Raw genomic sequence first — 16,388 nt, 5'->3', positions numbered from 1 at the left:
GTCTTGTTCTTTATGCCGCCATCGTCGCAGGATTTGGTTGATTATTAATTGACCCTATTTGCGAGCCTGTCGCATCGTCCCAATCGCGGGCATCTTCCTGATACTTGCGCGGCAGGCGCAGGTTGAACGTGGAGCCCACGCCGGGAAGACTGTCTACGGTAAGCCGCGCGCCCATCAGTTCGGTAAGCCGCGCCGTGATGGCAAGGCCGAGCCCGGTGCCGCCGAAGCGCCGCGTCGTCGAGGCGTCCGCCTGCACGAAGGGCTCGAAGAGTTTGTCGATCTGTTCGGGGGTCATGCCGATGCCCGAATCCGAGACGCTGATCTCGATCCAGTCCCGACGCGCGATGGTGAGCGACCGCGCCGAAAGGATGACGTGACCCTGCTTCGTGAACTTGCAGGCATTGCCGCCCAGGTTGATGAGGCACTGGCGCAGCTTCATGGAATCGTGCTCGGCGATGCCGATATCGGGCGCGATCCGCAATTCGAGCCTGTTGCCCTGCTGCTGCGCGAGCGGCTCCAGCGTCGAGCGAACCTCGTCGAGAAGCCCTTCCACGCTGAATTCGTGCACATCGATATCCATGCGCCCGGCTTCGATCTTGGCCATGTCGAGCAGCTCGTTGATCATGCTGAGCAGATGCCGCGCCGATCCGTCGATCCAGTGCGCATCCTCGGAAAGCTGCTTCTGTCCCTGTTCGGCAAGATCCTGATGCAGCACGTCGGCATAGCCGATGATGGCATTGAGTGGCGTGCGCAGTTCGTGGCTCATGTTGGCGAGGAACTGCGATTTCGCTTCGTTGGCGTGCTGCGCCACGTCGCGCGCGACGGCCAGTTCCTTTGCCGCCGTGGCAAGCTCCGTATCGCGGCGCTCGACCTCGTCCAGCATGGCGTTCAGCGAATCGATCACGCGGCGCGTCTCGTCGTCGCCCAGCCGTTCGACGCGCTGCGTATAGTCGCCGCTGTCGCGGATGCGCTCCATCGCCAGCGTCATCACCTTCAGGGGGCGGAACAACAGCACGCTGATCCCGGCCGCGAAAAACAGCGAGACGAGAAACGCGACCGCGATGATCCCGATAACCGCGAAAAGATAGGCGAACGAGGGCTTGGTCTCGAACTCCTGGATCGTGGTGATCTCGATCGAGCCGAGCATCTTGCCCCTGGCGACGATGGGCGCGGACGATACCGCCCTGCGGCCCTTCGGTTCTTCCGACAGGCGCCTCAGCGTGATGATATCCTTGCCGGCAACGTCGCGCACGCGCACCAGCCGGATCACCCCCACCGAATCGAGCTGCCGCAGCACGCGCAGCGTTTCGTTCGTATCGCCCGCGAGAATCGGCTCGGCGGCGATGCTGGCAACGCCCTGCGTCGTGAGTTCCTGGATCTTGTAGGTCGCCGCGACGACGGTTTGGTATTGAAGGTAGGCGAACACCGAACTCGCCAGCGCCAGCGCCACCGTGCAGGCGAACAGAACCGCCGCCGCCAGCTTGACGCGGAACGGGAGGCGTTCCAGCCGTGCCCTGAAACCCGAGCGTGGCTTCGGGAGTTCAATCAAAAGGCCGCTCCGACATGCTCCGGCTCGTGCGCTTCGCGCCAGGTTTCAAATTCGTCGAGCGGGATCGGCTTGGAAATCCAGTAGCCCTGGAGCGTTTCGCAGCCGATGACGTTGAGGATATCGGCCTGAATTTCGGTTTCGACGCCCTCCGCCACGCATTCGTAGCCGAGGCCCGCCGCAAGGCTGACGATCGCCTGAATGATCGTGCGCGAATCCGCGCTGGTCGCGACATCCTTCACGAGCGAGCGATCGATCTTGAGGCGGTCGATCGGCAGATCCTTAAGGCGCGCGAGGTTGGAATAGCCGGTGCCGAAATCGTCGATGGCGATGCTGATGCCGAGCGCGCGCACTTCCGCGAGACGATCGACGATCACGGGATCGGAAGACATCACGGTCGATTCGGTGATCTCGATCTCCAGCATTTCGGGCGGCGCCGACGACGCCTCGATGCAGGCGCGGACATGCCGGACAAAATCGGCACGCTCGATCTGCTGGGGTGAGACGTTGACGCTGAGCCGCAGATTGTCGCCGCGCGAATGCCATTCGCCGACGATGCGCGCAGCCTCCGCGATCACCCAGCGGCCGACATCGACGATGAGCCCGCTGTCTTCGGCGATATCGATGAACGATGCAGGCGAACGCAGCGTCTTGTCGGGATGACGCCAGCGGATCAGCGCTTCGGCGGACACGAGCTGGCCGCTTTCCGCGTTGATCTGCGGCTGGATGTGGAGTTCGAACTGGTTTCCGGCGGTCGCCGCGCGCAGCATGGTTTCGAGCTGCAGGCGGTCGCGCACGCGCTCGTGCATCGCCGCTTCGAACAGGTGATACTGATTCCGCCCGCTGTCCTTTGCGTAATACATCGCGGTATCGGCGTTGCGGGTGAGCGTTTCGTAGGTATCGCCGTCGTCGGGCGCGATGCAGATGCCGATGCTGGCGCCGATCACGATCGATTGGCCCGCGAACTCGAAGGGTTCCTGCATGGCGCGCAGGATCTGGCGCGCGAGCTTGGTGGCGTCCGCCGGGCCGGACATGTCGGGGAGCAGCACGGTGAACTCGTCGCCGGCCAGGCGTGCCAGCATCGCCTCGCCGCAGCCCGCGCCGCGCCGATTCGATTCGGCGGAAATCAGCACGCGCATGCGCGCCGCGAACATCGCCAGCAGAACGTCGCCCTGCGCGTGGCCGAGGCTGTCGTTCACCGACTTGAAGCGATCGAGATCGATGAACAGGATCGCGCTTTTTGCGCCCTCGCGGCGCCCCATGCTGCGCAGATGGCGTTCCACCACCCTGCGGAAACTGAGCCGATTGGGCAGTTCCGTCACCGGATCCTGCAGCGCGGTCTGCTGGATGGTGTCGATATTGGTCTGGATGCGCTTCTTGAACAGCTCGATCGCCGCCGTCAGCTTCGGCAGCGTGCGGCGCACCGAGTGCGGAATCGGCGGAGGAACGTCGCCGTCGCGGCGCGGGCGAACGAAATCGGTGAGCTTCTCGACCGCAACGATCACCGGCGCAGTGATATGGTGTACCGCAACGAACACGGCCCCGGCGCTCGCCGCGACGACGCAGCCAAGCACCATGAACGCCCCAAGCGAGGGCAGACGGGGCGGCCAGCCGAGGCTGTAGGCGAACACGAGCAACCCGATCACGGCGGAAGCCGCACCGGCGTAGGCAAGCGAACGAATGCGCAGCTGGGTTTCGAACAATCCGAGTACTCCGTACCCCCCGCGCGGACTGGTGCGCGAGGCCCGGCGGACACTCGCAGCATAAGGTAAATTTTCTCTAAGCCACGCTGCACCAATGAAAAGGGGCGGCCCGTGAGGACCGCCCCTTGCATGGCTTGCCGTATGGCTCGCCGATCAGACCGGCCAGGACTGGTAGGCCGCCATCGCGTAGAGCATCGGAATCGACAGCAGCGTGTTGATGCGGCTGGTCAGCATCGCGACGCGCGCGGCCTTCGCCTTTGCCGCGTCTTCCGCCGGAACGATGCCCAGCGCCTTCTTCTGGTTCGGCCAGATGATGAACCAGACGTTGAACGCCATGACGAGCGCCAGCCACATGCCGATGCCGATCAGCTGGAACGACGGCTGCAGCGTCAGCGCCTCGACCAGATAGCCCAGATGACCGGCGAGAAGCAGACCGAACAGCACGGTGAACGCCGCCGCCCAGCGGAAGAAGAACAGCGCCTTGGGGGCGATGTGCTTGCTGATCGCCGGCTTCTGTTCGGCCGGAATGGCCGGCATCGTCGGGATCTGGACGAAATTGAAATAGTAAAGCAGCCCGATCCAGACGATGCCCGCGAACACGTGCAGCCAGCGCAGCACGGTCTGCCCGACAAGCATGCCGTTGGTGGCGAAATCGCCATGCAGCCCAAAGATCATGACAAGCGCGAGGACCAGACCCAGCCCAAGCGTAAGATGAAGATTTTCCAGAATTTTGCCCATCAGCAGTTCCCCCGCGGCTTTCCCTGTTACGACCCCGGTGCGCGCCGCGAACGCAGCAAGGGGCCAGTCCCGCAATGTGATTTCGAAACATAACTACCCTTAAATTGTTGAAGGTAGAAGCGTTGAGGTGATGATGGACGCCATTTCCGCCAACAACTGGCCGATCGGACGGGGGGAAGCCGCCGAAATCGATACCGCAAGCACCGAAAATCTGCGGCTTCCGCGCGACGGCGCCGAGGCCTTCACGCAACGCGCGTGCTGAAAGCGAAGCGGCGGTGGTATAAGAGACCAGCTCGAAAGGATCGATGACGATGACTTTTCTCCCGGTCGCGCTGCTGATGGCGGCGCAGGTGCTGCAACCCGCAGCGATACCCGAACCCGTCTCGCCGCCTCCAGCGGCGGCGATCGATGAAACCATCCCGCCCGACGAGGCCGCCGCCGTGAACGCCCGCAAGCGGCTTAACGCCGAGGCAAAGGCGCGGACCGACACGACCGATGCCCAGTATGCCGCAGCGCAGGCCGCGTATCAGGCCAGTCTGCGCGCGCATCAGGCCACAGTCGAGAGCACGGCCCGCGCGCAGTCGGAGTACGCCGCCGCGCGCGCCGCCTACGAGCAGCGACAGCGCGAGATCGCCGACTGGCAGGCATGCGTGGACGGCGACAAGACACGCTGCGCGCCGGAGCCTGGAAAATAGCGATCCTCCCACTTCGCGCGGATTGACAGCGCCCCGGAAGGCTCGGCAAGCAGCGGGGAATGCGCCTGTCTTCCGCCCCGCCGATGCTGCTCGCCTTCCTGGGCATCGCGCTGCTTTGCGCTATGGATGCCGCGATCAAGCTCGGCGCGCAGAGCCATGCGATCATCACCGTCACCTTCATGCGCTATTTCGCGGGCGCGCTGATCGCGCTTCCGCTGATGCTTCACTTCCGCAAGGCCGCGTTTTCCCGCGATGCGCTGCAGGGCCACGCCGTGCGCGGACTCGTGATCGCCGGGGCGGCGTATCTGTTCTTCTACGGGCTCTGGGCGATCCCGATCGCCGAGGCGATCGCGATCTCGTTCATCGCGCCGCTGCTCGTGCCGCTGATCGCGCGCGTGCTGCTCGGCGAGCGGATGCGCGCGATCAACATTGCGGCCTGTCTCGTGGGCTTCGGCGGCGTGCTGGTGACGGTGACGGGGCAGGTTTCGCTGCCGACACCCAACCGCACCGAAGGGGTCGTCGCCGTGCTCGTGTCGGCGGTGCTGTATGCGCTCTCCGTCGTGCTGCTGCGGCAGCGCGCGACGCGCGATGATCCGCACGTCATCAGCTTTCTCGCCGCCGCGTTTCCGGCGCTTTACACGGCGCCGTTCGCGGTGTTCGCAGCGCCGCTGCCCTCGCCCGGCACCATCCCGCTGTTCGCGCTGATGGGCGCGCTCGGAACGGGCGGCATCCTGCTTCTCGCTTTCGCCTATGCCCGCGCGGAGGCGCAGAAAATCGTCGTTCTGGAATATACGGCGCTCGGCTGGGGGGCACTGTTCGGCTGGTGGGTGTTCGGCGAAACGGTGCGGGCTCAGGTTGTCCTCGGCGGCGCGATCGTCGCCGCTGCCTGCCTGATGGCGGCGTGGTCGGGGCGGCGCAAGGCGTTACCCGCATGAAACCGCCGGAGAGCGGCCTGCGCGGGGATTTCGCGCTGCTGTTCCTGGTTCTGTTCGTGGTGGCGGCGGGCAACACGGCGCTGCAATCCGTGCTGCCCACAATCGGACGCGAACTCGGCATTCCCGATCTGCTGGTCGCGACGATCTTTTCGTTCTCGGCGCTGATGTGGACCTTCGCCGCGCCGCGCTGGGCGGACGCGTCCGACCGCTACGGCCGCAAGGCGCTGATCCTGCTCGGCCTCGGCGGCTATTTCGTCTCGAAGCTGATCTGCGCGTTCGTGATCCTCGCCGGGCTCAAGCATCTGATCGCGCCGATCGCGGTGTTTGTCATCTTCGCGGCGGCGCGTTCGCTGTTCGGCCTGTTCGGATCGGCCTCGAACCCGGCCGCGCAGGCCTATGTCGCTTCGCGGACCAGCCCGTCGGAGCGCACGCGCGCGCTTTCGATTCTCGCCTCCGCCTTCGGGCTCGGGACGATCGTGGGGCCGGCGGTCGCGCCGTTCTTCGTGTTGCCGGTCGTTTCGCTTTCGGGTCCGATGTTCGCCTTCGCGGCCTTCGCGCTCATCACGCTCGTCGTCGTCGCGCGCCGCCTTCCGGCCGATGCGCCGAGCGCGGGCGAAGACCGGCCGATCGCCAACCTGGAGCCGACCATCGCGACCGGCCCGCGCAGCACGCAGGGCGGACGCAGCCGAACGCGCCGCCGCGTTTCGTGGAGCGATCCGCGCATCCTGCCCTTCTCGATCTACGGGCTCGCCATCGGCAACGCGCAGGCGGCGAGCGGCCAGTCGCTCGGCTTTTTCATCATCGACCGGCTGGGCCTGCCGCCCATCGAGGCGCAGGCCTTCATCGGCCTGGCATTGATGGCCGCCGCCGCAGCGACGCTGCTCGCCCAGTGGGCGCTCATTCCGATGTTCAACCTGGGGCCGAAGCTGCTGCTGCGCTGGGGCGCGGGCCTTGCCGCCGCCGGTTCGGTGCTGATTGCGGTGTCGACCGATTTCTACGGGATCGTGCTGTCGTTCGCCATTGCCTCGCTCGGCTACGGCTTTGCGCGGCCGGGGTTCAGCGCGGGCGCTTCCCTTGCCGTAGGACTTGAGGATCAGGGGGGCGCGGCGGGCGCGATCACGGCGGTGAACGGCGCGGCATTCATTATCGCGCCGACAATCGGCATCGCGCTTTACCAGGTCTGGCAGCCGCTACCGTACCTGCTGAGCGCGGCGCTGCTGCTCGCGATGCTGATCTATTCGCTGAAAAACCCGCTGCTCTGCGCGGATCTCGACCGCGACGAGGTTCAGACGCAGTAGTTCGGTGCGGGGTACGCGCCCTGCGGCGGCCCGGCCTTCGCGACCATCGAGGGCAGCGGCCGACCCATCACGGTTTCGAACCAGTGGTTCACGGCAATTGCCGACACGAGATCGACGCCGGTGGAAACGCCCGAGCCATCCAGCATGAACAGCAGGTCTTCGGTCGAGATGTTGCCGGTCGCCTTGGGTGCGAACGGGCAGCCGCCAAGCCCGCCGAGCGAGGAATCGAGCACGTTCACGCCCGCACCGTACGCCGCCCAGGCGTTGGCGATACCGGTGCCGCGCGTGTTGTGGAAGTGCGCGCGCAGACGGACGCTGTCGCCCACCGCGGCGCGGACGCGGCCGAACAGGTCGCTCACCTGCGCGGGCACGCCGACACCGATCGTGTCGGCAAGCGCAATCTCCTCGGCGCCCGCCTCGGCCATGGCCACGGCGCAGCGCACGACGGTTTCGGGCGGCACATAGCCTTCGAACGGGCAACCGAACGACGCCGAGATCGTCACCTGCGCGACAAGCCCGCTCTCTCGCGCCAGCCGCAGCATTTCGCGGTTTTCGGCGATACCCTCGTCGACGGTCTGACCCTGGTTGCGCTGGCCGAAGGTGTTGGAGGCGACGAGCACGCAGCCCGCTTCATCGACCCCGCGCTTGTTGCCCTCGCGGCTTTCGATCGCGCGCAGCACGCCGCGCTTGTTGAGGCAGAGCCCGATGTAGGAGACGTCGCGGCGGTCCGGCAGCCCGGCGATCACGGCTTCCGCGTCCGCCATCTGCGGCACGCGCTTGGGATTGACGAAGCTCGCGACTTCGAGGCGCCGAACGCCCGCGTCGATCATGCGCGTGATGAGGCCGAGCTTGTGTTCGGTGGAAACGATCTCCGGCTCGTTCTGCAGGCCGTCGCGCGCGCCCACCTCCACGATCGTTACGTCCGCCATGCCGTCTCTCCTGCAATCCTGCCCGACCGACTTGGGGATTTCCGCGCCCGCGTCAATCCCCCTGCGGCTCTACAGCGACTGCCCGTCGTCGAGCGTGAAGCTGGTGCCGGTGATCGCGGCGCTTGCATCCGACGCGAGGTAGAGCAGCATCGCATCGAGGCTGTCTTCCGCCATCAGGCGGCGGCGCGGGAACTTCGCGATGTGCTTCTGCCCGGCTTCGGTATCGAACCAGTCGCTGTTGATCTCGGTGCGCGCATAGCCGGGGCAGATGGAATTGACGTTGATGCCCTGCCGCACCCAGTCGCGCGCCAGCACCTTGCCCATCTGCTGCACCGCCGCTTTCGAAGCCGAATACGCCGCAAGGCCGGGGCTGACGGAATTTGCCGTGATCGAGGAGACGATCACGATGCGCCCGTTCCCGCGCTCGCGCACGCCCGACGCCAACATCCGCCGCGCGCCCTCGCGCACGGTGAGAAACACGCCCGTGAGGTTCACGCCCATGACGCGGTTGAAATCCTCCACCGCAAGCTCTGTCGCCGAGCCTTCGATGTTCATGCCGGCGTTGGCGATGATGCTGTCGGGCGTGCCAAGTTCCGCTTCGATGCGGTCGTAGGCCGCGATCACGGAGGCTTCGCTTGAAACATCCATCTCCACCGCGAGCGCCTCGCCGCCCGCGCGCGCGATCTCGTCGGCAAGCGCGCTCAGCATATCCACGCGCCGCGCGCCGAGCGCGACCTTCGCGCCGCTCGCCGCAAGCTGCCGCGCGAAACGGGCGCCGAACCCCGACGAAGCGCCCGTCACCAGCGCGACGCGCCCCGAAAGATCGAACGAGAAACCAGCCATCACTTCATCCCCTACACGATACCCATCTGCAATCCCGCAGCCAGCGCATGACCCATATCGCGGCACGCCTCAAGCTCTTCCGGCCCTATCACTTTGGGCGCGAGGATGGCTTCGGGCGTATCGGCGCGGGTAAGCACGATGCGCGGATCGGCCGCGGGTTTCAGCCGCCAGCCGGTCGCGATCCGCGCGATCTGGCGCACCGCGCTCTCGCCGTCCGTGCCTGCGCAAACCAGCGTAACATAAGGTCTCGCGTCGATGCGGCCGAGCGCGGGATAATAGCAGCGGTCGAAGAAATCCTTCATCACACCCGCGATCGCGGCGAGGTTTTCCGGGCAGACGAACATATAGGCGTCGGCCGCAAGCAGGTCGTCAGGGCCGGTCTCGCGCGCGGGTTTCAGCACGACCGAAACGCCATCCTCGCGCGCGGCGCCCTCGGCTGCCGCCTGCGCGAGCTGCCGCGCGCCGCCGGTCATCGAATGCCACACGATGAGGAGCGTCTTCGTCACCCCTGGCCTTCGAACGCCGCCTTCTTCGGCCCCATGTAACCGAACAGGAAGCCGGCCACCTTGCGCATCTGGATCTCTTCTGCGCCCTCGGTGATTCGGTAGCGGCGGTGGTGGCGGTAGATGTGCTCGAACGGCTTGTGCCGCGAATAGCCGAGGCCGCCGTGCACCTGCATGGCGCGGTCCGCCGCCTCGCAGACGAGGCGGTTCGCCCAGTAGTTGCACATCGAAACACGGTCGGAGAGTTCGCGCTCGATCGCCTTGTGCGGCATCCGGTCCATCTCCCACGCGGTCTTGCGGATCAGCAGCCGCAGCATTTCCGCCTGCGTCGCAAGCTCGACAAGCGGGAACTGGATCGCCTGGTTTTCCGCAAGCGCCTTGCCGAAGGGGCGGCGTTCCCGCGCGTATTTCACGCTCTCCTCGATGCAGAACACCGCCGCGCCGAGCGAAGAGGCCGCCTGCCGGATGCGGTTCTGGTGAACGAACGACTGCGCGAGCGCAAGACCAGCGCCCGGCGTGCCGAGCACGGCGGTTTCCGGCACCCAGACGTTCGTGAACGAGACGCGCGGGTGGTCGGTGGGCATGTTGAAGGTCCAGAGATATTCCTCGATCTTCACGCCCGGCGTGTCCGACGGCACGAGCAGGCAGGTGATGCCGCGCGCGTCGCCGTCCGGTCCGTCCGTGCGGGCGAAGGTCGCGCAGTGCGTGGCGACGTGCATGCCCGTGGTCCACATCTTCTCGCCGTCGATGCGCCAGCCCGCCACGCCGCCGCGTGTTTCCGGCACGGCGCGCGTTTCCATGTGCGTCGCGTCGGAGCCGTGCCCGGGCTCGGTGAGGCCGAAGGCGACGATGCGTTCGCGCTTGAAACCGCCGAGGATGAACTCCTGCTTCTGCGCCTCGGTGCCGAACGTCTCGAACATCGCGACGAAGGGGAAGTTACCGACGATCGAATGCTCGTTCTGAAGATCGTTGTGAAGGCCAAGGCCCTTCGCGGCGAAATGCTCGCGGATCACCGCCATCCAGAGGTTGGAGCCGTCTTTCCCGCCGTAAGCCTTCGGCGCGGAGAAGCGCCAGTGCCCGGCGGCGTCCGCGTGGCGCTGCGCCTCGGCGAGCAGGGCTTCCCATTCGTGGCTCGGCAGCCCGCCGTTCTCGAAATCGGTGCGCGCCCATTCGCGGCGGTGGTCGAAGTAGCGGATGTTGTCGTCGGCGCGTTCGAGCGGCCTGATCTCGGCCTCGATGAAGGCGTCAAGTTCCGCCAGATAGGCAACGAGATCGGCGGGCAGATCAAAATCCATGAACACTCTCCTTCCCCGCCAGATAGACACGCGCGCAGGCACCCGTCCACCGCGCGGGAATGAGAGGTTGTTAGATTGCTAAGTAAGCGTGCCGTTTTCCCGGTAGCGCTGTTCAAGGAATTTACCCTCGACGGCGAGCGCGTCGAGGTCGCCGCGTACGAGCTGCTCGGAGAGGCGGCGAAGTTCGTCGGCGATGGTGACGAGGCCGTCGAGAAGCTGTTTTTCCGCCTCGCTACCCGAGGCGCGATAGGCTTGCGGCACCTTGAGATAGGTGTCGACAAGGCGCGGCAGGTGCTCGCCGATCAGGCGGCGGGCGTCGCCTGCGATCGGCTGGCCCGACGTCACCTGGCCCAGTTGTTCGCCGAGCACTTCCAGCCGCAGCAGAATTTCATCCACCTGTTTTGCCGCGCGCGACGGCAGGTTGCGGCGCTGGCGTTCGAGCCAGTCCTCCACGCGGCGCGGGATCGCGGCGAGGTCGGCGCTTTTCATGGCCTGCGTCGTCGGCATGTCGATGCGCGGCGTGCGCAGCAGGAAAAAGCCGCCGAGACCCAGCGCCGCGAGCGCCAGGAGAAGCAGGCCGTTGATCCCCAGCGGACCCACGAAAATGCCGAACAACAGGGCGGCGACAACGACGACGACCACGGCGATGCCCGCGTTCGTCACCCGCCGCATCAGCGATTGCGTGTGCCGCCGCGCCCGCCGCATCACCGCAGCGCGGCCTTCGGGCGTGCGCGCGAGGCGGCCGAACATGTCGTCGGCGCGTTTCAGGATGTCGGAAACTTCACGCGCCACGTTCAGCCCTCGATCGCCTTGAAGGTCGTCGCCGGGCCCTTCACCTGCGCCTGCGAGGCGCCTTCGGCCCGCGCGATGTAGCCGCGCGACTTTTCGACCTCGTCGGACAGCGTATCCACCGTTTCCTTCATCGAAACGAGCGCGTCCCGCTTGAACGTGTCGATCGAATCCATCGTCGCGTAGATGTTCTCGAACGCGCGCTTCAGCGTCTCGATCGGGATCGTGGCGGACGTCGCCTGCTTGTGGATCTCGCCCGTCTGCGTGCGCAGCATCGTGCTCGTCGAATCGATGACACCGGCGGTCGTGGTGTTGAGCGCGGTGATCTGGTCGAGCACCAGCCGCTGGCTGGTCAGCGCCTGCGCGACCGTGACGGCCGTGCGCAGCGCCGACACCGTCGTCGTCGAGGCGCGGTCGACGCCCTTGGTCAGCTCGACATTGTTCTTCTTTACGAGATCGAGCGCCAGATAACCCTGCACGCTCACCGCCATCTGCGTGAGCAGGTCGGTCGTCCGCTGCCGCGCGTAGAAGAGTGCGCTTTCGCGGATCGTCTTCGCCTTGGCGGGATCGGACACTTCCAGCTCGTTCGCCGCCGCCTCCAGCTTCGCGTCGAGCGTCTTGGAGACGTGGATCATCTGTTCCAGCTTCTCCATCGTCTTCCAGAGGTTCTGGCGTTCGACGTCGATCGCGGCATTGTCGCGGAAAAGCTCCTCGCGGCTGTTCGCCAGATTTTCGAGAATGCCCGAGATGTGGCTCTGCGCGGAGCGGTACTTGTCGAAATAGCGGTTGGCGCGGCTGCCGAAGGGGATGATGCCCAGGATCTTGCGCGGCGCCAGCTTCTTGCCGTCGGTGCCGGGATCGAGGTCTTCCACCGTGCGGCGCAGCGCCACGAGATCCTTGCCGATATTGCCCTCGGCGTTGATCGCCTTCACCGGCCGTTCGAGAAAGCGGTTCGAATGCTGCGCGGCCTCGGCGATCTCGCGGCGGCCGAGCGCGGTCACCTCGTCGACCAGCTTGCCGAACGCCGGGCTGTTCGCATCCTGCGCCAGCAGGTCATCGACGAAACTGTCCACCGTGGCTTCGAGCTTGGTCCGCTTCTCGTCGCTGATCGGCACCAGCCCGGCGGCTTTTTCGGGCGCCACGGCGATCACCGCATCGGGGGCCTGAAGCTTCAGCTCGGTTTCGGTCTGCATTACCGCTCCTAATGATCCGTTTCCTGTCCTATGCTTATCACCATATTGGGTGTGTTGCCCACATAATACAAGGGGACGTCGTGAAGACCCTGTACCGCGTGATGCTGACCGCGTTTCCGCTGATTGCCGCGGGCGCGGCCGCGCAGCCGCCCGAACCGACGAGCGCGGCGGATGCGGCGCTGCACCTCTCCCGCACGCTCGGCATCAGCCTTGAGGAGGCGGAGGCGCGGATGCGCCTTGCCGACCGGCTCGCCATCTTCCAGCTGCGTGTCCGCACCGATCCGGACTTCGCGGGGCTCTACCTCGAACATGAGCCCAAGACGCAGGCCGTGGTGCTGTTCAAGGGCGATGCGGCGCAAAAGCTGAAGCGCTACGTCGGCGACGATGCCTTCGTGCCGCGCAGCGTGGACTATTCGCTCGCCGAACTCGCCGACGCCGAAACCGAGGCCAAGGACGCGTTCGAGGCGGCGGGGCTGGCGCTCGTCGGCACGGAGCGGGATATCGAGGCGAACCGCGTGCTGCTGAACGTCGTCGACGATGCCGCCGCAAAAGCCGCCGTCGCTGCGGGCCGCCTGAAACTCTCCCCGGCCACCGTGCTGACCGTCGTAGGCGACGACAGCATCCCGCAGCCGCAAAGCGCGGGCGCCGTGACGGCCTTCCCGCAGGCCCGCGATCCTTCGCGCGCCGCGATGCAGGCGCTGTTCACCGGCACGCTGTTCGTGAAGGACGGCTGCCTGCGCGTCGGCAGCGAGAGCGGCGAGAGCCGCCTCGTGCTCTGGCCTTCCTCGGCACGCCTTGCGGACGAAGCCGGCACGCTCACCGTGCGCGACGGCGCGGCGGGCGGCACGCTTCGGGTCGGCGGCGCCGTGTCGCTTTCGGGCGGCGGCACCACCGAGCCGCCGCCGCCGGGCTACCTGCTCGAAGGCCTCCCGCGCGCCTGCACGGGGCCTTACTGGATCGCGGCGAAGGGCTGGTAGCATGATCGTCCGCCGCCACAGACTGCCCGTCAGGCTCTGGCACTGGACGAATGCGATCGCGGTGTTCGTGCTGCTGATGAGCGGCCTGATGATCTTCAACGCCCACCCCCGCCTCTATTGGGGGCACTACGGCGCCAATCCCGATCCGGCCTGGCTGGAGATCTACGCGACGCGCTCCACCGGGGTGCTGCGCGTCGGCGATCTGCGTGTCGAGACGACCGGCGTGCTCGGGCGCTGGAGCGATCCCGGCGGCGTGTCGCGCGCCCTCGCCTTCCCGCACTGGGCGACGATCCCTTCCACCTACAATCTGGCGCTGGCCCGGCGCTGGCACATTGCGTTCGCGTGGGTGCTCGCCGTTGCCGGGAGCCTTTACCTCGTCTGGGCCGCCGCATCCCGCCATGCCGCCGCGCTGCTGCCGACCCGGCGGGAGCTTGCCCCCGGCCATGTGTGGCAGGATATCAAGGCGCACGCCCTGCTCCGCTTTCCGCGCGGCGAGGCGGCGCTGCGCTACAACGTGCTGCAGAAGCTCGCGTACGGGGGCGTGGTGTTCATCCTGCTGCCCGCGATCGTGCTGAGCGGCCTCGGCATGTCGCCCGCCATCGACGCCGCGTGGCCGTGGGTGGTCGATCTGTTCGGGGGGCGGCAGTCGGCGCGCTCGGTGCATTTCATCAGCGCGGCGCTGATCCTGGCGTTCATCGCCGTCCACCTGCTGATGGTGCTGCTCGCAGGGCCGGTTAACGGCATCATATCGATGATAACGGGCCGCTATCGCATACGGGAAGAGACGCCATGATACCCCATGTTACCCGTCGCGGCCTTGTCGGAAGCCTTGTCGCCGGAGCGGGGCTTGCCGTTTCGGGATGCGACCGCCTTGGGCAGAACGAAGGCTTCCGAAAGGCGCTGTTCGGCGCCGAGACGCTGACGATGCGCGCGCAGCGGCTCATCACCGGACGCGACGCGCTCGCCCGCGAGTTCAGCGCGGCGGAGATGTCGCCGGTGTTCCGCATGAACGGCAACACCATGCCTGCCGACCCCGTCTTCGCCCGCCATGCGGCAAGCGGTTTCGCGGACTGGCGGCTTATCGTCGACGGCCTCGTCGCGCGGCCGCTTTCCTTGTCGCTGCCCGCGATCCGCGCCCTACCCGCGCGCACGCAGATCACCCGGCACGACTGCGTGGAGGGGTGGAGCGCGATCGGCAAGTGGACGGGCGTGCCTTTGAAAACGCTGCTCGATTCGGCGGGACTGAGGGATGATGCGCGCTATGTGATCTTTCACTGCGCCGACGATTTCCGCGGCACGCGCTATTACGAATCGATCGACCTCATCGATGCGTTCCACCCGCAGACGATTCTGGCCTGGGGCATGAACGATGCGCCTTTGCCCACGGGCCACGGCGCGCCGCTGCGCCTGCGTGTCGAACGCCAGCTCGGCTACAAGCACGCGAAGTTCGTGATGCGCGTCGAGGTGGCCTCCACCCTCGCGGCCACGGGCGGCGGCAAGGGCGGTTACTGGGAAGACCGCGTGGGCTACGAATGGTACGCCGGAATATAACTGTTACATGCCCGAAACCGCAGAATTACGACGGTTGCGTAACAGTGACGTGAAATTTACAATGCATTGAGAATTAAGGATTCCATGTATAAATTTCGTTAACCATTTCACTGTTACACCCGGTTTCACGGCGTCAGGGGTGTCGCCGAGGGGGAACGTGATGACGGTTGCAACGGGGGCTGCACCAGGCGGCGGTATTGCCGAACTGGAAACACTGCTTATCGGTCGAAGCGAAGCGATCGTCAGGGTTCGAAATCTCATCATGCGTCTGGCCGGTTCGCAGGCTTCCGTGCTCGTCACGGGCCCGTCCGGCACCGGCAAGGAAGTCGTCGCGCGCTGTCTGCATCTCGCATCGGCCCGCCGGAACAACGAATTCGTCGCCGTGAACTGCGGCGCCATCCCCCGCGAACTCATCGAATCTGAACTCTTCGGCCACGAAAAGGGCGCCTTCACCGGCGCGCTGCAAAGCCGCAAGGGCCGCTTCGAAGCCGCCGACGGCGGTACGATCTTCCTCGACGAGATCGGCGACATGCCCGCCGACATGCAGGTGAAGCTGCTGCGCGTGCTCGAAGAGCGCCAGATCGAACGCGTCGGCAGCAACAAGACGATGGGCGTCAACGTGCGCGTCATCTCCGCCACGCACAAGGATCTGGAGCAGGCGATCGCCGAGGGCCGCTTCCGCGAAGACCTGTTCTACCGCCTCAACATCTTCCCGCTGCAACTGCCGGCACTCGCCGAGCGCCGCGAAGACATTCCGATGCTGATCGCGCATTTCATCAAACTGGCGGGCGTGAAGCTGCGCTTCAATGCCTCGGCGTTGCGCGCGCTCTGCGGGCACCGCTGGCCGGGCAATATTCGCGAGCTGCGCAACGTCGTGGAGCGCGCGATCGTGCTGTTCGGCGAAGATGAAATCGGCGTGGACGATGTCGAAATGCTGCTCGGCACGGCGCTCGAACAGCGCGCATTCACGAACGAGGACGCCGCGCTCTGGGAAGCGACCAGCGTTCCCCATGAAGACGCCGACCACCGGCTGCCGGACTGCGCGGTCGTGCCGCTGCGCCGCTCCGGCAACAGCTTCGACATGGACCCGCGCGCCCTGCTCGGCGCCGGCGTGTGCGACATGCGCGCGCTTGTCGCGAAGCTCGAACAGTCGCTGATCCACGCCGCGCTCGAACAGAGCGGCGACATCGTTGCCGACGCCGCGCGCGTGCTCGGCCTGCAGCGCACGTCGCTGATCGAAAAGATGCGCAAGTACCAGATCGGCCGCGGCGAACGCGCCGCCGCCTAAAGACGGGCCTCTAGCCCCTCTTATTCACCGGGCCGCTGCGTGATGGCGTGATCCTGGGCGGAGGCGGCAGGCGGAGATGGCAAGGGCGAGTTGCGCCGTGGCGAC

The 16,388-nt window shown here is 66.2% G+C and carries 17 protein-coding genes; 8 read left to right on the top strand and 9 right to left on the bottom strand.

The features are described 5' to 3' along the window. Window positions 1-10: 10 nt before the first annotated feature. From GGQ98_RS08540 to GGQ98_RS08530, 3 genes are all read right to left on the bottom strand, one after another. A complete protein-coding gene (locus tag GGQ98_RS08540) occupies window positions 11-1,549 on the bottom strand; it encodes a sensor histidine kinase (protein ID WP_184068025.1) in 1,539 nt (512 codons plus the stop codon). Further along, window positions 1,546-3,249 (bottom strand): putative bifunctional diguanylate cyclase/phosphodiesterase, encoded by a 1,704-nt coding sequence (locus tag GGQ98_RS08535; RefSeq protein WP_184068020.1) that lies wholly within the window; start codon window positions 3,247-3,249, stop codon window positions 1,546-1,548. Before GGQ98_RS08535 ends, GGQ98_RS08540 begins: the two co-directional genes overlap by 4 nt. A 153-nt stretch (window positions 3,250-3,402) precedes the next feature. After that, a complete protein-coding gene (locus tag GGQ98_RS08530) occupies window positions 3,403-3,987 on the bottom strand; it encodes a urate hydroxylase PuuD (RefSeq protein WP_184068017.1) in 585 nt (194 codons plus the stop codon). Window positions 3,988-4,120: 133 nt separating this feature from the next. Here GGQ98_RS08530 and GGQ98_RS18635 point away from each other — a divergent pair, with 133 nt between their 5' ends. The 4 genes from GGQ98_RS18635 to GGQ98_RS08515 are packed head-to-tail and all read left to right on the top strand — an operon-like array spanning window position 4,121 to window position 6,915. Next, the gene (locus tag GGQ98_RS18635) at window positions 4,121-4,249 is read left to right on the top strand and encodes a hypothetical protein (protein WP_279380234.1); all 129 of its coding nucleotides are present in this window, start codon (window positions 4,121-4,123) and stop codon (window positions 4,247-4,249) included. Between the two features lie 49 nt (window positions 4,250-4,298). Continuing rightward, window positions 4,299-4,682, top strand: a complete 384-nt coding sequence (locus GGQ98_RS08525; protein ID WP_184068014.1) for a hypothetical protein — start codon at window positions 4,299-4,301, stop codon at window positions 4,680-4,682. A gap of 59 nt (window positions 4,683-4,741) precedes the next feature. After that, window positions 4,742-5,617 (top strand): DMT family transporter, encoded by an 876-nt coding sequence (locus tag GGQ98_RS08520; RefSeq protein ID WP_184068011.1) that lies wholly within the window; start codon window positions 4,742-4,744, stop codon window positions 5,615-5,617. Further along, window positions 5,614-6,915 (top strand): MFS transporter, encoded by a 1,302-nt coding sequence (locus GGQ98_RS08515; RefSeq protein ID WP_184068008.1) that lies wholly within the window; start codon window positions 5,614-5,616, stop codon window positions 6,913-6,915. The genes GGQ98_RS08520 and GGQ98_RS08515 overlap by 4 nt, the downstream gene beginning before the upstream one ends. On the opposite strand, the gene GGQ98_RS08510 is transcribed toward GGQ98_RS08515, so the two are convergent. The 6 genes from GGQ98_RS08510 to GGQ98_RS08485 form a co-directional block, all read right to left on the bottom strand. Beyond that, the gene (locus GGQ98_RS08510; RefSeq protein WP_184068005.1) at window positions 6,903-7,844 is read right to left on the bottom strand and encodes a hydroxymethylglutaryl-CoA lyase; all 942 of its coding nucleotides are present in this window, start codon (window positions 7,842-7,844) and stop codon (window positions 6,903-6,905) included. The genes GGQ98_RS08515 and GGQ98_RS08510 overlap by 13 nt on opposite strands. A 69-nt stretch (window positions 7,845-7,913) precedes the next feature. Further along, window positions 7,914-8,687 (bottom strand): SDR family NAD(P)-dependent oxidoreductase, encoded by a 774-nt coding sequence (locus GGQ98_RS08505; RefSeq protein ID WP_184068002.1) that lies wholly within the window; start codon window positions 8,685-8,687, stop codon window positions 7,914-7,916. 11 nt (window positions 8,688-8,698) lie between these two features. Next, a complete protein-coding gene (locus GGQ98_RS08500; protein WP_341534165.1) occupies window positions 8,699-9,193 on the bottom strand; it encodes a flavodoxin family protein in 495 nt (164 codons plus the stop codon). Continuing rightward, window positions 9,190-10,485 carry an acyl-CoA dehydrogenase family protein gene (locus tag GGQ98_RS08495; RefSeq protein ID WP_184067999.1) on the bottom strand — a complete coding sequence of 432 codons (1,296 nt, stop codon included), beginning with the start codon at window positions 10,483-10,485 and terminating at the stop codon, window positions 9,190-9,192. Before GGQ98_RS08495 ends, GGQ98_RS08500 begins: the two co-directional genes overlap by 4 nt. 78 nt (window positions 10,486-10,563) lie before the next feature. Then, window positions 10,564-11,277, bottom strand: a complete 714-nt coding sequence (locus GGQ98_RS08490) for a hypothetical protein (protein ID WP_184067997.1) — start codon at window positions 11,275-11,277, stop codon at window positions 10,564-10,566. A 2-nt stretch (window positions 11,278-11,279) separates the two neighbouring features. Then, window positions 11,280-12,467 carry a toxic anion resistance protein gene (locus GGQ98_RS08485; RefSeq protein ID WP_184067994.1) on the bottom strand — a complete coding sequence of 396 codons (1,188 nt, stop codon included), beginning with the start codon at window positions 12,465-12,467 and terminating at the stop codon, window positions 11,280-11,282. Window positions 12,468-12,547: 80 nt separating this feature from the next. On the opposite strand from GGQ98_RS08485, the gene GGQ98_RS08480 reads away from it, so the two are divergent. The 4 genes from GGQ98_RS08480 (at window position 12,548) to GGQ98_RS08465 (ending at window position 16,283) form a co-directional block, all read left to right on the top strand. Continuing rightward, a complete protein-coding gene (locus GGQ98_RS08480; protein ID WP_184067991.1) occupies window positions 12,548-13,444 on the top strand; it encodes a hypothetical protein in 897 nt (298 codons plus the stop codon). Between the two features lies 1 nt (window position 13,445). After that, on the top strand, window positions 13,446-14,237 hold the full coding sequence (locus GGQ98_RS08475) for a cytochrome b/b6 domain-containing protein (protein ID WP_184067988.1): 792 nt from the start codon (window positions 13,446-13,448) through the stop codon (window positions 14,235-14,237). Beyond that, the gene (locus tag GGQ98_RS08470; protein ID WP_184067985.1) at window positions 14,234-14,995 is read left to right on the top strand and encodes a molybdopterin-binding protein; all 762 of its coding nucleotides are present in this window, start codon (window positions 14,234-14,236) and stop codon (window positions 14,993-14,995) included. Before GGQ98_RS08475 ends, GGQ98_RS08470 begins: the two co-directional genes overlap by 4 nt. Window positions 14,996-15,155: 160 nt before the next feature. Further along, on the top strand, window positions 15,156-16,283 hold the full coding sequence (locus GGQ98_RS08465; RefSeq protein WP_184067982.1) for a sigma-54 interaction domain-containing protein: 1,128 nt from the start codon (window positions 15,156-15,158) through the stop codon (window positions 16,281-16,283). Window positions 16,284-16,388 lie beyond the last annotated feature (105 nt).

It is taken from the genome of Sphingosinicella soli (assembly GCF_014199685.1).
In the GTDB taxonomy this organism is placed as follows: domain Bacteria; phylum Pseudomonadota; class Alphaproteobacteria; order Sphingomonadales; family Sphingomonadaceae; genus Sphingosinicella; species Sphingosinicella soli.
This window is presented reverse-complemented; position numbering and strand designations above follow the sequence as displayed.